Origin of the sequence: Vibrio sp. 16 (assembly GCF_963681195.1) — a bacterium.
Taxonomy (GTDB): Bacteria; Pseudomonadota; Gammaproteobacteria; order Enterobacterales; family Vibrionaceae; genus Vibrio; species Vibrio sinaloensis_D.
Window position 1 is genome coordinate 343345 of sequence record NZ_OY808998.1, and the last position, 13231, is coordinate 356575.

Sequence of the window (13231 nt, forward strand, 5' to 3'; positions counted from 1 at the left end):
ATTCACCTAATGCCTATCAACCAATCAGTTGTACCGCGGCGGCAGTATGAGCAGGCGCTAAATGCGCGTAACGCAGCGTCATTTTCAAATCCGCATGCCCCAACAGCTCACGAACTACATTTAAGTCGACGCCCGCCATAACGAGTTTACTGGCGAAATGGTGGCGTAAATCATGAAAGCGGAAGTTCGAAATACCTGCGGCTTTAAGTAGGTTTTGCCAAGGGTACTGAAAGAAGCTCACCCGCTTACCCTCATGAACAAACACATACTCTTCATTGAGGTTTTGAGCGCGCCATTGTGACAGCATGTTAAAGACCGTGTCGTTCATTGGTATGGTGCGCTTCTTCTTCGATTTGGCGTTTTCAGACAAAATGGTGAGATAGCGATTCTCAAACGACACACTCTCCCAACGCAGCGTCAACATCTCGCCTTTACGCATTCCGGTATGCATGGCAAGTGTAATCAATGGCGTAAAGAAATCGGCGTACTGGTGAGAGTCGTTGTCTTCGCATAACTGTGCTTCTCTAGCGGCTAATGCACTAAGTAGCGCTGCCTCTTCTAACTCAGAGAGATAGCGGATACGCGTGTTGTCTTCTTTGGCTATTTTCACGCTCGATAAGTTGTGAGACTCGATGAACTCCCATTCCACCGCCCTATTTAACGCTGCCTTAAGCCGATTAAACGTATACTCTATCGTTGCGGGTGCTCGACCTAACTTACGCTTGTCGGTTACCCATTGCTGAATGTCCCACGCCTTGATGTCTTCCAGTGGTTTATCCGCTAAGAAAGCAAAGGTATTGGCGATGGATTGGTAAGACTGTTTCGCAGTTTTGGGGTTCATGGCAAACAGATAGTCTTTGTAGTGCTCTTCCAGATATTTACCTAACGTTAAACTTCGGCGCACCTCAGCTTTACGCTCTTCAGCGCGCTGGGTTTGAACATCCACACCACTGGCAACCAGCCCCGCCTTTTCCTTGGCTAAGTCTCTTGCCTGTGCAGGCGTCATTGAATCCGCAGAGCCAATAAGATAGTTGCGCTGCTTACCGTTCAGTCTGTAGTAGAAGTAGTACTTAATCGCGCCCTTGGGGGAAATGCGGGCATGAAAACCACTGATTTCTGTATCATTGAGACGTCCATCCTCAATCGTCAATTGCTTGATAGACGTGTTGGTGATCTTCTTCTTGATTGCCATTCAACAAACCTCCGTGTAGCAAATATGTAGCACAAGGATTGTACAAAAGGAGCATTCAATGAACAACCAGAAACAAACCACACAAACTTAAGTTACTGAATTTCAAAACAATTAAGTTCATTCTTGTTCATTGCCGTTTATAGCAAAACAACCAACATTCACACTGTTAAGGTGTGAGCAACGCAATGCAGATGCCCCCGCAAACCACCTTAAACACCAAACGCAACGCATAGCAAAAATGCCACGCGTTGCGAATCACTCTTAAACAGTTTGTTATATTTATTTTGTAACACCTTTACTTGATAGAACACCCTGCTCTTCTTTCACTAAGTTAAGGGTCCACTCTTGAAGCTCTTTTAACGTCTGTCCTTTAACAAAAGGATTGTCTTGCCAAGGGCTTTGTTGAAGAGTTGCCATGGCATAAGCATCACAACTTCTACGGGGGTGAACGGCCGCATAGGTATTAAAGAAGTCATTGTAAATTGCATAGTTTTCTCTGACGATAAAGTCAGCCCAACTAGCCTTAACTTCTTCAGAGCTTTTGATATCGATGACCTCGATTAAAGCAAAGTCTTTAACTTGGTTCTCTTGCCATACATCTAATAACAACTTTCTAGCTTCAGCATCGGTTACAGGCGCACTGTAACCAAATACAGTTACAAAATAAGCGTGTTTTACGTGACGTTGTAGCTCATCCCACTCACCAAATAGTAAGGGGTCTGCACTATAGTTTTTGTCACTTACTGGGTATAAGAGCTTTGAAGGTGTAAACTGCTTTCCGCAAGAATCACAGCGATTATAAACCCAACCCTTGGTCTTACATGGCATACAAGCGCCAATAGAAACGTTGCCATGTAAGAAAACTATTCTAGGCATATTTTCAAAACCAACAGCTCTCATATTTCGTTGATAAGCTTGAGCTAAGAAAGGGTCCCAGTTAAATGTAGCTATAATATCTTTAGGTCTGTGGCTAAGGATTAAGTAATCGTAAATAGTCGGTTCATCAGGTAGTTCCATATCACGGAAATACTCTTCAACAGCAGTCTCAATTTCTTGAACGAGCTCTTCATGCTGACCTGATTTAGATAATTGGTCGTAAACTGCCTCAAAGTTCTCACCATCATATTTTACGCCGTGTTTCTCAAAGAGATAACCGATCCCTAAAACTTCCACAAGGTTGTACATCAAAGGCAACTTGCGACCATTTTTGTCACCGTTTGGAAAAGCAGCAAAGCTTGCTCCCGCCCCCAAGATGACCACGTGAGGCGAGTTGTTCTTATTTTCTGATACATCTAATGCTGGTAATGCCATTTTGAACTCCAGACATGACTATAAATATAACGCCTTGTTAAGGGGTGAGCAACGCACTACCGATGCCACCGCATACCACCTTAATCACTAAAACCAAACGCATAGTAAAAATGCCACGCGTTGCGAATCACTCTTAAACAGTTTGTTATGCCTGTACTCGCAGCATCATCCCACCAAACTGATGTCTAGAAACCTTTACTGGATACTGGTACTTCCGGTTTCCAAAAGTTATTGTCAATTCACAACAGTCAAATTCATCTCGGTGGTTATTGACGTAACGCGCAAACCTTTCCAAAATCCTTTCGTCAGTTATAACTATTTGTGTTACCTGATCTGGATTGCGAAAAATTGACTTTGCATCTGAGAGTTGATTGGAATCGACTGGCTTAGCCTCACAAGACAATACTAACTTTTTAGATTCGACAAAAACCTTAGAATTAATAACATTTATCTGGTCTTCACCAAATTCATGCCAAAATTCAAAGGGAGTTGTACCAACTCTTAAATCAATTGAAACTGCCATTTTTTCTCCTAATGGCATAACGCCAAATTAAGGTGTGAACAACGCTAGCACCTTACCTAACGCATTGTGCCATAAACACTAAACTTGCATGAAGTGAGACCGCCGAGCGTTGTGAATCACTCTTAAATTTATTGTTATGTTTAAAGCCAAACGAGTCCACTATACAGCTTAGTTCTTAGGGATTCTAACCTGCTTTTAAGGGAGCCAGAGTGTATCTCTAGTTTATGACCATCAGGGTCTAAGATATAAAGTGACTGCCCTTCACTCTTATTCTGTTTCCAAACTTCCACACCCAATGAAACTACACGTTTCGCAAAGGCTTCAAATTCTTTTGGTTCGATATCAAAAGCTACGTGGGTATAGTCGGTTTTGGGGCAAGGTTCATCGTGAGAAAGGCAAAACCAGAGTTCACCTACCGACAAGTAAGCCCCGTTGTCCCACTTAGCGTGAGCAGTGAACCCCAACGTCTCCCGATAAAACTTAAGAGAGCGCTCTAAGTCACTAACTGCAATGGTTATATGGTTGAGCCCTAAAATCACCGTTTTCTCCCGTAAACATAACGCCGCGTTAAGTGGTGAGCAACGCAGACCACCTCGCCTAAACTATTGTGCCGTAAACACTAAAGCTGAATCAAACCGAAAATGCCGAGCGTTGAGAATCCGTCTTAAACGCTTTGTTATGTACGTGCTCAAAGGGATGCTCCATCTATTTTTATGACTGGAATTTCACTAATATTTAACCCGCTGAGACAACGAGCATTTACAGCCCAACCAGTAAATGGGACTTTGCCTGCCTCGATTTCAGCTTTGGTCAATTGGCTAGGTTTACGAAATGGCAGAATACCGCATTTAGGGCAAAAGTAGTCTTCTGCGGTCTCACTGCCCCATTGGTATAAAACTGCATTTTCAAGTGGAGTTAAAACCGTCAAATTCTCTTCTGGCACTCTAAAATTTAGCGCACCTCTACGGATACAGATGGAACAATTACATTCTCGAAGATGGTCAATATCGGCTAAAACTTCGAATTTAATGAGACCACAGTGACATGAACTGGAATACGTTTTTGGCATCCTGCCTCCTTAGTACATAACGCCGCGTTAAGTAGTGAGCAACGCTAACCGCCTAACCTAAAACCTTTACACCGTAAACACTAAAACCAAATTTGAATACAGAGTGCCAAGCGTTGGGAATCTGCCTTAAACGCTTTGTTATGCGATTGACTCTTGGAGGATATCTCTAACCTCCATTAGTGCAAATCCCAAAAGGTTGTGTCCTTTCCATAAGTTGGGGTTTTCAGCTCTCTGGTTATCCACTGCTAACCCGATACCCCATATTTTATCTACTGGGCTAGCCTCCACCAGAATTCTATTGCTTGTCTTAAGGAGGAATTCACTCAACTCCTTATTTTGGGAAAACTTCAATACATTACCAGATACAACAATTTGAAACCGATTCTCAACCCACTTTGATTCATCAAAGCCTCGAACTTCACGCCCCAGAGACTTCGCTTCTCCTGGGTTAGTGGCTTTGATTATCTTTTGATAGGTCTCATTATCACCAAACAGTTTCGCTTTCTCTGCCATCATATAGTGTTCAGCAGTCATGTACTCAATACCGTTCTCACTAAAAGTGGATTCATACCACTGACTAAAACAAGATTTGGATACAGTACCGCCTTTTTCTTGATGGCCCCAAAAGAATACATACTTAATTTTATTGCCTTTATTTACGTATTCCTGAAGCTCTTCTTTAGATCTAATTTTCAAACCTCAAATCCTAATTTTTGAGTCGCATAACGCCGCATTAAGGTGTGAGCAACGCGACCACGAAACTCAACCATATCACCATAAACACAAAACCCAACGATGGAATGAAAAATGCCAAGCGTTGGGAATCACTCTTAAATGCTTTGTTAGTTTACAGTTTTCCACATTGTTTTTGACTGCTCTTCAAAGCCCAGTTTGACATAAAAGCTTTGCGCACGCTCATTGAAAGCCATTACCTCTAGTCTGATTTGTTCAGCACCTTGAGATTTAGCCCAATCATTACACTGAACCATGAGTTGAGTTCCAATACCCGAAACTCTAACACTTTCATCCACTACGATTGTACCGACGCGACAGATAGGTGTTTTGACGAGAAATGGGATTGCTTCATTTTGAGTCACTGTTGCAGTTACAAAGCCAACAACATCACCAGAAATTTCCGCAACTAGAAAGAGTCTTGATTGATCATTTATAGCTTGAAGAAGGAACTCTTTTTCTTCATATGATGGCTCAACGAATACTTCTGGCGCATTATCAAAGTGCATGACTCCAATCTGATAATTTAGACGCAAGAGTGAGTCTAAATCTGACGCTTCAGCCGATCTGATTTTCATTTTCGTCCTCTGAATTCGATATGTAAACTAACGCCCTGTTAAGGTGTGAGCAACGCAATACTGAAGCCACTGCACACCACCTTAATCACTTAAACCAACGCATGGTAAAAATGCCACGCGTTGCGAATCACTCTTGAACAGTTTGTTAGTGCGCTTTTTCAGCGATCCCCTAACCTTTAAGCGCGTTACGCCAATACTCGACCGTTTTGTCTGAAACCATGCCGGTTTCTCTGGCTGCAGCCACTAGAAAGTCACACAACTTAGCTGCTATCTGCTCATTACCGAGTAAATACAAACTACGAATTGCTCGGGTCAGGCGAAGTTGGTTATGGTCGTGACTTTTAAGCCAAACATGGTTAGCAGGGCTTAATGGCTGTATTGACGATATTTCAAACCCATCTCGCTGTAATCCCCAAAACTCAAGTAAAAGGTCGAGTGCTTTTAAGTGAGCAACACGTAATTCTTCTGAGTTAGCAAAAGCCTCTCGATCTGCTTGAGTTACCAAAGGAGCATGTTGATTGAACTTGGTGCCCTCATCTATTGGGAAAAGAACTTGAATATACTTATGATCATGCTCCAGCCAGAAGTGGTTGTAAGCTAACAACTGCTCAACATTGCGACCAAATTTATCTGGAGCTTTACCAGATATGAAACGAGCAATTTCACTCATTTTAAATCCTGCTAATTGTAATTTTTATCTTTGCGCACTAACGCCCTGCTAAGGGGTGAGCAACGCAATACGAAAGGCGCCGCAAACCACCTTAATCACTAAAAATCAACGCATAGTAAAAATGCCACGCGTTGCGAATCCCTCTTGAGCAGTTTGTTAGTCGCGAGGCACCGAGCGACAATTTTAAGCCGAACCAAACTTTGCAAACAACAAACTTTATGTGTTTTGATGCACTTAAATCAGGCGTAGTCTCAAAGCGACTATTCAATGAAACCACTTGGAACAAACAACGCCGTAGAAAACGGACTGACAACACCAACAAGCGCTTTTGGAAAACCAATCTCACAGTGCGGACTTTCAACAAAGTCACTGAAACCACGTGGAACTTACCACACCAGAGAAAACGTCCTTTCAGCGAATAAATCAGCTTTTGAACCACCAAACTCACCGAGCAAAGTTGCAACCAAAAACAAATTCTCGATTGCCCTGCTCTGTCAGCACCAAAGAACAAAACAACCGCGCGAGGACACTTGCAAAACTTTGGACTTTAAATAGCTGAAACTGAGCTTTGACCATCGACGATGAATCTGTATACCAAACAAACAGCTGCCAAATTTTGAGCTCAGAAACATGATTTTGATTGCTAGCTTTTTCTGGCGACTAACGCCGCATTAAGGTGTGAGCGACGTTTGGCTATACTTGAGCAAAGCGAAACTGCCAAGCGTTGCGAATCACTCTTAAATGCTTTGTTATGCGCCTCTAAGCCTATGTAAACTATGCAGAATATTCCCGTGCACATCATTTATTAAGTACTGATTATACTCAAAAATTGTTGGCATATATTCTTTGAATTCTTGCACTGACTTAACCCCATTTAAAATTGCAGTTTGCACTGCTCCCTGACAACGTGTAACTCCATAAACCATCACTTGACTGTAAAGTTCTAATTGCGCAGGTGTAAAGTCGATAGATCTGAAGCCATGATGCGTAGAGTCATTTCTGAATATACGTATTTTCTCTAGCACATTTACCAATTCCTTCTTCCAAAAAAGGTAATTCTCATGACTCTCTAACTCTCTCAGAATTCTATTATCAACTAGAGTCCCAGCCTTTCCGTTAGGAAAGCCTAGAAACCACCTAATATATACAGCAACATTGTCCTTTTCCGATTCTTTTAACAGAGCTTCTACTGCAAACCAGTTAAAAAGAATTTTCAACTGAGGATTATTCTCGTGCTTACTGTTTCTAAACCAATGTAAAGATCGCAAGTATCGCTCACTTAGTTCAGAGTTTTGGGCTAGTATGCAGTGAGTGACATCTACTCTTTGTGTATTTCCTTGATGAGTCATAAATGACATAGTCGGTTGATGCTTCGATTGCGTCAGTTCATGTAACTTTCCTGTGGAAAGGTCTTTTACAAAGCCAATGGAAGACAGAGCATAATTTGAGATAGGTACTTCTATTGATTTAAGATCTAAAATTTCTTCGAATCTAGTTTCTGCACAAGAAACAGCAGTTTCTAACGCATTACTATCTACAATCGTAGCTATACGAGCACAGTGACGATATTTATCAAAATCAAGATTCAACTTCTTGGCACATGCTTCAAGTGAATTAACTTCTTCTGGCGAATCTGCGCTAGAAGAGCGCAATTCAACATTCGAATATACAGTTGTCGTAGGCAAACAAACGCTCGCCATTTCAAGAACTTTGACAATTAAATATGATTTCATTTTCGTGATTTCGCTAAAGTATCGACAAGCTTCTGGAGGACAACTCTACGAACCTGGCCTTCAACCTGTTTATGAAGCATTCGCTTCTTACTTTTAAGATAGTTAACTAGGATTGATATGGGCTTGTATGTATTTTGAGTAATCACTAATTCACCAATAAGGTGAAAAGTCTCAGTCTTTATAGTCCTTTCAAAGAGAAGGTACTCAACAAGGCTTGTGAACTGCTTTTCATTATTCACTGAATAATAATATTTTAGCCTCATTCTTAACAAAAGCTCTTCATCATGCTTGCTGTCATATAAGGCACGATCAAACAACATGACTGATTCATTATCAAAGGTCTTAATGGCAAGTTCGTAACCTAGGGTTATTGTTTTTATATGACTAGGTTTAACCTCTTGCAGTTTATTAAAGCAATGTTTGGCTTCTAGTATTCGACCATTTTCAATCAAGTATCTTATATATTCACTTAACCGTTTTAAGTACTTCTTGTGGTCTCTAGGAGTGTCTCTTAATTTCTTTTCGATTAATTCCAATACTCACCTCATTATACAAAACATGGGCACAAACCTTGGCGCATAACGCCGCGTTAAGTAGTGAGCAACGCCACCACGAAACTTAACCATACCACCATAAACACAAAACCCAACGATGGAACGGAAAATGCCATGCGTTGGGAATCTGCCTTAAACGCTTTGTTAGTAGCGTACTCAACGCTAACACCTAACTTGCTAGTTTGATGAAGGCTCCAATATTAGAGACAGCTATTCATCAACCTCATTAGCAACTTAAAACGTTCTTCCGAAATCGTCTCGGCATTAGCTTCTTGAGCAATGTCATAAGGAGTTGAACCTGATCCACTCAAATGGTGCCACCGTTTTTGAACGTCCTCAGGTGTAACTTTCGGGGCTAACTTGTCCACCTCACTCATACACAAGATAGCTTTTCGCAATTGATTAGTTTTATCGCTCATTAGATAGCCTGTAAGTTAAGACAACAGTAGTTACTATACAAAATAACTTTAATTTTTAGAATGTTAGACTCTAATTTGTATTTTGAGCTACTAACGCCTTGCTAAGGTGTGAGTAACGCAATACAAAAGCTACCGCACAGCGCCTTAATCACATAAGCAACCGCAAAGTAAAAATGCCACGCGTTACGAATCACTCTTAAGCAATTTGTTAGTACATGCGCTACTTCTTCTATTTATGCGCTCCAAGATATTGAAAACTGACATGATATGAAAGGCTTTGAACACTGAAGTGAGACGGGCAGCTACAAAACTTAAAATCGATAGAGAGACGAAAGTTGGCTAGAAGAAAAACGTACTGAACTCACCTACTTTTACTGACTTCAAATTAGAAAAGGATTCTTTCCTCGTACTTCAAAAACCACACCAAAAGTAATCAAGGTTCTCTCAAAAGCAACCACGAAAATGAAGAAGCGCCAAAGAAATAGGCTAAGAGTTAGAAGCCGTAAACGGTAAAATCAAAGCGAACACTCCGCATATAGTGCCACCGGAAAGAGCGTGAAAGGTACAAACTGAAAGGTGTAAAGACGAGCGTCAAAACAGATAAATACCAAAACTTATGACCTTTGATGTCAAATCCGTACTAACGCCCTGTTAAGGGGTGAGCAACGCAATACCGATGCCGCCGCATACCACCTTAATCACTAAAACCAACGCATAGTAAAAGTGCCACGCGTTGCGAATCCCTCTTGAACAGTTTGTTAGGCATTGGACTCAGGGCAACAAGCACCCAAAACAAACAACCACAGTAATGTATCAGCACTGGGTTCATCAAATAACAGAGGACTGTCGAGCAGCTATTTTGTCTGAGCTTTATACTGTTTCAAAAGTTGGCCTAAGCATTTACTTTTTATATCAAGATCTTCTAAAGCTTTTCTGTAGCTATCGCTATGCCCGTTCGTCAAATCAGAGAATGAAGCTTGAGCTCTCGATACATTTTGCCCATTCAATTGAAAATCCATAATAATGTCTGCCTTGGAGTTTATTGCTATGGCCCATGCTTGGTGTTCGTTGATGGCTTTATCTCTAGCAACTAACCATTCTGTCTTAGCAGCTTCCAACTCCTCAAGTTTGATTATTTTTTTCAATTTTATACTCCTCTTTCTTAACAAGAATGATAGATGCCTAACGCTGCGTTAAGTGGTGAGCAACGCCACCACCGAATCTAAACCATTGTTTCGTAAACACTAAATCTGAATTAAACCGAAAATGCCAAGCGTTGGGAATCCGTCTTAAACGCTTTGTTATGCAACATTTCACACCGATACGACTACTGGATTCGATTCGAGTTTTCTGGGTCTTTTGAGCTTTCAATATAGTCTTGGTATTTCTCAAAAGCATTGAGGTATTCATCGTCTTTTAGATAAATTGACGGAGCATGAGCAGGACCTTCGTATAAATAGTTAGTAACGATCATCCGATTGCCTGAACGTAGAATAAACGACCTTGGCAACGTCTTTAAATGATAAACCTCTATATTGTTTTTACATTTCTCATTTTCTAGCATTCGCTTCAATAATTCGCGAGTTAAACGATTGATATTTAGCTTAAGTTCGCCTTCTTTTCCTTCAATCAATTCTTGATTTTTTAGTTCTTCACTATAGGGGTCAGCAAAGAAAACTCTAACTTTGTAACCTTGATTTGCCCGGTCACAAACTAGGTTCACCATATCATTTTCTTCAAAGAAACCTGACATGGCTATACCAAAAATATCAATGGTTTTATTAAACCTCAAAGTAAAGTACTTGTTGACGCCACCTAATGACTCCAAAATCTCAGGATAACCATTTCTGTACCCTTTGATCCCTGAATTCTTCAAATTTACACTATCAAAGTACTTTTCCAATTGGGTCCGAATAACAATTAGCGAAAGAACCGCTCCTAATAATCCTGACCCTAAATTCTTTGCCATCTCTTTGAGCGATTTAAGCGCGTCTCCATCGTTGGCATGAAGAAATACCACGTAAGATACAACACAAAACAGCACAATTATTGCGTAGAAATAACGCATATATAGGTCTTTCACTTTCATCCTTGAACTCCTTCTCCTGTTGCATAACGCCGCATTAAGGTGTGAGCAACGCTACCACGAAGCCTAACCATACCACCGTAAACACCGCACTCAAAATTGGAATGAAAAATGCTATGCGTTGGGAATCACTCTTAAATGCTTTGTTAGGGCTATGTGACCCACCACACTTTTCAATCATAAAAAGATCTCCCACCCAATATTATCAGTTGATCCTAAACCAAAGATACTGTTATGTTTTTGCCCGAAGATTATTGGTTTAATTGATATGGAAAACCCTGCACCATCAAGATGATAATTGGTGAAAGGCTAGAGAAAACTGTGCTCGAATGAAATCGGTTGTAATAGTGCGAATAACTATGCGCCACAAAAAATGGTTATAGGTTGATGCCAGTGAAACCATGCGTCACTCAGTGAACAACTGAGGTTTTAGAGGAAGCAATTATAGATTGCTTGTAGTTTATTCTAAATGACGATATGGGAGGGTTCGATGAAATTCAAACTCACTGTATGTGCTATCGTTGCAATCACAACGGCAGTAGTAATTCCTCTTGGGCTAGGTGCATATCTAGTAAAAATAGATAGCCCTTATGCTCTAGAGTATCTCGATACTATCGAGTCAATCGCAAAATATGTCTTCGATCCATCGATAGATATAAACATAACACTTCAAAAATAACCTTTACCTAAGGGCTCAAAACTGAGCCCGCTTTTAGTTACTCAGGCTTCTAATTAATAGCCCTAACGCTATCTATCAAACAACAAGCCGAACTAATCCAGTACTCTTGCATTTCGACACTAATTAAATAGAACAAAATACTATCACATAAGCCTATGAAAGTAATCAACTTGTTGGAGTAGGGATCGTATCCGAGATCCCAATTAGGCCGCAAAGTGTCAACTAATTATTGATTCCTGCCAAATTAAAGATAACTGTATATAAATACAGTTTAAATAACTAAAAATTACCAATGAAAAGCCAGTTTTTACTAAGTGTAAAAGAGCATATGATTGCTCGACATTATGCTCCCAAAACGATTCAAGCATATCTACTCTGGATCACAAAGTTCATCTTATTTAACGACAAAGCTCATCCATCCAAATTGAATGAAAGCCATGTGGAAGCTTTTCTAACTCATTTAGCGGTTGACTGCAAAGTAGCTGCCAAAACACAAGCTCTGGCACTCAACTCTATTAGCTTTCTTTATAGGGAATATTTTCGAACCCCACTTTCAGTGGAAATGAAATTTCAGAAATCACAGTTGGATAGAAAATTGCCTGTTGTGCTAACCAAAGACGAAATGCGCCGCTTTCTGATGCATATAGATCCTAGGTATAAGTTACACATTATGTTGCTTTATGGCTCAGGTTTACGTGTTATGGAGTGTGTCCGCCTGAGAGTTCAAGACATAGATTATGACTATAAGGCACTTCGTGTGTGGCAAGGAAAAGGAGGAAAAAATCGCGTTGTAACGCTAGCGAGTGAAGCTATTTCACTACTAAAAGAACAGCAGGGCATCGCGTTAAGATACTACAAAAAGGATATCAATTCGCCTGGATATGCTGGTGTCCACATACGGCCGTCGTTGCAGAGAAAATACCCTGAAGCAGAGTTAGATTTTAACTGGCACTTTTTATTTCCCTCCCACCAGCTATCAGTTGACCCAAATACTGGAGAGCTCAAGAGGCACCATATAAATGAAACATCTCTACAAAGAGCAGTCAAGCGTTCCGCCAAAGAAGCAGGGATAACTAAGGCCGTGACATGCCACACATTGAGGCATAGTTTTGCGACACATTTGCTCGAGTCAGGAGCAGATATTAGAACGGTTCAAGAGCAGCTCGGTCATAGTGATGTAAAGACGACGCAGATATACACTCACGTGATAGAGCGAGGAGGTGGAGGAGTTAAAAGCCCGCTCTCAAATTTGTAGTTGAATAGATAAGAAAAAAGGAGAGCCTAAGCTCTCCTTTCCTTAATCCTAATAACTGACTCTAATTAAAGAGCAGCTTTCGCTTTTTCAACTAGAACTGCGAATGCAGCTTTGTCGAATACCGCGATGTCAGCAAGGATCTTACGGTCGATCTCGATAGATGCTTTCTTAAGACCGTTGATGAAACGGCTGTAAGATAGACCATTTTGACGAGATGCCGCGTTGATACGTGCAATCCATAGTTGACGGAATTGACGTTTCTTGTTGCGACGGTCACGGTAAGCGTATTGACCAGCTTTAGTAACTGCTTGGAAAGCTACGCGGTAAACACGTGAACGTGCACCGTAGTAACCTTTAGCTTGTTTTAGAACTTTCTTATGACGTGCACGAGCTTGTACACCACGTTTTACGCGAGGCATTATGCTTCTCC

At 40.9% G+C, this 13231-nt stretch carries 15 protein-coding genes; 2 read left to right on the plus strand and 13 right to left on the minus strand.

Annotated elements, in window-relative coordinates:
• Window positions 1-16: 16 nt before the first annotated feature.
• The 12 genes from U9J37_RS15845 to U9J37_RS15900 form a co-directional block, all read right to left on the minus strand.
• Window positions 17-1192 carry a site-specific integrase gene (locus U9J37_RS15845; RefSeq protein WP_005475759.1) on the minus strand — a complete coding sequence of 392 codons (1176 nt, stop codon included), beginning with the start codon at window positions 1190-1192 and terminating at the stop codon, window positions 17-19.
• A 279-nt stretch (window positions 1193-1471) separates the two neighbouring features.
• A complete protein-coding gene (locus U9J37_RS15850) occupies window positions 1472-2503 on the minus strand; it encodes a hypothetical protein (protein ID WP_005475708.1) in 1032 nt (343 codons plus the stop codon).
• Window positions 2504-2648: 145 nt separating this feature from the next.
• Complete coding sequence (locus U9J37_RS15855; protein ID WP_041061568.1) at window positions 2649-3026, minus strand: hypothetical protein; 378 nt, start codon at window positions 3024-3026, stop codon at window positions 2649-2651.
• Window positions 3027-3166: 140 nt separating this feature from the next.
• Window positions 3167-3565: a FosG/FosC2-related fosfomycin resistance glutathione transferase gene (fos, locus tag U9J37_RS15860; protein ID WP_005475717.1), complete on the minus strand. Its 399-nt coding sequence runs from the start codon at window positions 3563-3565 to the stop codon at window positions 3167-3169.
• Window positions 3566-3714: 149 nt separating this feature from the next.
• Window positions 3715-4095 (minus strand): GFA family protein, encoded by a 381-nt coding sequence (locus U9J37_RS15865; RefSeq protein WP_043887369.1) that lies wholly within the window; start codon window positions 4093-4095, stop codon window positions 3715-3717.
• Between the two features lie 138 nt (window positions 4096-4233).
• Window positions 4234-4791, minus strand: a complete 558-nt coding sequence (locus tag U9J37_RS15870) for a riboflavin biosynthesis intermediates N-glycosidase (RefSeq protein WP_198135516.1) — start codon at window positions 4789-4791, stop codon at window positions 4234-4236.
• Window positions 4792-4937: 146 nt separating this feature from the next.
• Entirely contained in the window at window positions 4938-5405 is a 468-nt protein-coding gene (locus U9J37_RS15875; protein ID WP_043887368.1) for a GNAT family N-acetyltransferase, read from the minus strand.
• Between the two features lie 169 nt (window positions 5406-5574).
• The gene (locus U9J37_RS15880) at window positions 5575-6075 is read right to left on the minus strand and encodes an opioid growth factor receptor-related protein (RefSeq protein ID WP_005475767.1); all 501 of its coding nucleotides are present in this window, start codon (window positions 6073-6075) and stop codon (window positions 5575-5577) included.
• A 749-nt stretch (window positions 6076-6824) separates the two neighbouring features.
• Window positions 6825-7808, minus strand: coding sequence for a HEPN domain-containing protein (locus tag U9J37_RS15885; RefSeq protein ID WP_005475703.1), 984 nt, complete (start codon window positions 7806-7808; stop codon window positions 6825-6827).
• Window positions 7805-8344, minus strand: a complete 540-nt coding sequence (locus U9J37_RS15890) for a hypothetical protein (protein ID WP_052297978.1) — start codon at window positions 8342-8344, stop codon at window positions 7805-7807. The genes U9J37_RS15885 and U9J37_RS15890 overlap by 4 nt, the downstream gene beginning before the upstream one ends.
• A 1291-nt stretch (window positions 8345-9635) precedes the next feature.
• Window positions 9636-9926 carry a hypothetical protein gene (locus U9J37_RS15895; protein WP_043887366.1) on the minus strand — a complete coding sequence of 97 codons (291 nt, stop codon included), beginning with the start codon at window positions 9924-9926 and terminating at the stop codon, window positions 9636-9638.
• A gap of 182 nt (window positions 9927-10108) precedes the next feature.
• Window positions 10109-10870, minus strand: a complete 762-nt coding sequence (locus tag U9J37_RS15900) for a hypothetical protein (protein ID WP_005475715.1) — start codon at window positions 10868-10870, stop codon at window positions 10109-10111.
• 487 nt (window positions 10871-11357) lie between these two features.
• Between U9J37_RS15900 and U9J37_RS15905 the strand changes: the two genes are divergently transcribed.
• Together U9J37_RS15905 and U9J37_RS15910 are read left to right on the plus strand one after the other, a co-directional pair.
• Window positions 11358-11546, plus strand: coding sequence for a hypothetical protein (locus tag U9J37_RS15905; RefSeq protein ID WP_043887365.1), 189 nt, complete (start codon window positions 11358-11360; stop codon window positions 11544-11546).
• 292 nt (window positions 11547-11838) lie between these two features.
• Window positions 11839-12801 (plus strand): integron integrase, encoded by a 963-nt coding sequence (locus U9J37_RS15910; RefSeq protein ID WP_005475729.1) that lies wholly within the window; start codon window positions 11839-11841, stop codon window positions 12799-12801.
• A gap of 65 nt (window positions 12802-12866) precedes the next feature.
• Here the strand turns inward: U9J37_RS15910 and rplT are convergent, their stop codons facing one another.
• Window positions 12867-13220, minus strand: a complete 354-nt coding sequence (gene rplT / locus U9J37_RS15915; protein ID WP_004401084.1) for a 50S ribosomal protein L20 — start codon at window positions 13218-13220, stop codon at window positions 12867-12869.
• Window positions 13221-13231: the final 11 nt, after the last annotated feature.

Coding starts and splice junctions, on each gene's coding strand:
- U9J37_RS15845 (WP_005475759.1), bottom strand. CDS start 1,192: ATGGCAATCAAGAAGAAGATCACCAACACGTCTATCAAGCAATTGACG.
- U9J37_RS15850 (WP_005475708.1), bottom strand. CDS start 2,503: ATGGCATTACCAGCATTAGATGTATCAGAAAATAAGAACAACTCGCCT.
- U9J37_RS15855 (WP_041061568.1), bottom strand. CDS start 3,026: ATGGCAGTTTCAATTGATTTAAGAGTTGGTACAACTCCCTTTGAATTT.
- U9J37_RS15865 (WP_043887369.1), bottom strand. CDS start 4,095: ATGCCAAAAACGTATTCCAGTTCATGTCACTGTGGTCTCATTAAATTC.
- U9J37_RS15875 (WP_043887368.1), bottom strand. CDS start 5,405: ATGAAAATCAGATCGGCTGAAGCGTCAGATTTAGACTCACTCTTGCGT.
- U9J37_RS15880 (WP_005475767.1), bottom strand. CDS start 6,075: ATGAGTGAAATTGCTCGTTTCATATCTGGTAAAGCTCCAGATAAATTT.
- U9J37_RS15885 (WP_005475703.1), bottom strand. CDS start 7,808: ATGAAATCATATTTAATTGTCAAAGTTCTTGAAATGGCGAGCGTTTGT.
- U9J37_RS15900 (WP_005475715.1), bottom strand. CDS start 10,870: ATGAAAGTGAAAGACCTATATATGCGTTATTTCTACGCAATAATTGTG.
- U9J37_RS15905 (WP_043887365.1), top strand. CDS start 11,358: ATGAAATTCAAACTCACTGTATGTGCTATCGTTGCAATCACAACGGCA.
- U9J37_RS15910 (WP_005475729.1), top strand. CDS start 11,839: ATGAAAAGCCAGTTTTTACTAAGTGTAAAAGAGCATATGATTGCTCGA.
- rplT (WP_004401084.1), bottom strand. CDS start 13,220: ATGCCTCGCGTAAAACGTGGTGTACAAGCTCGTGCACGTCATAAGAAA.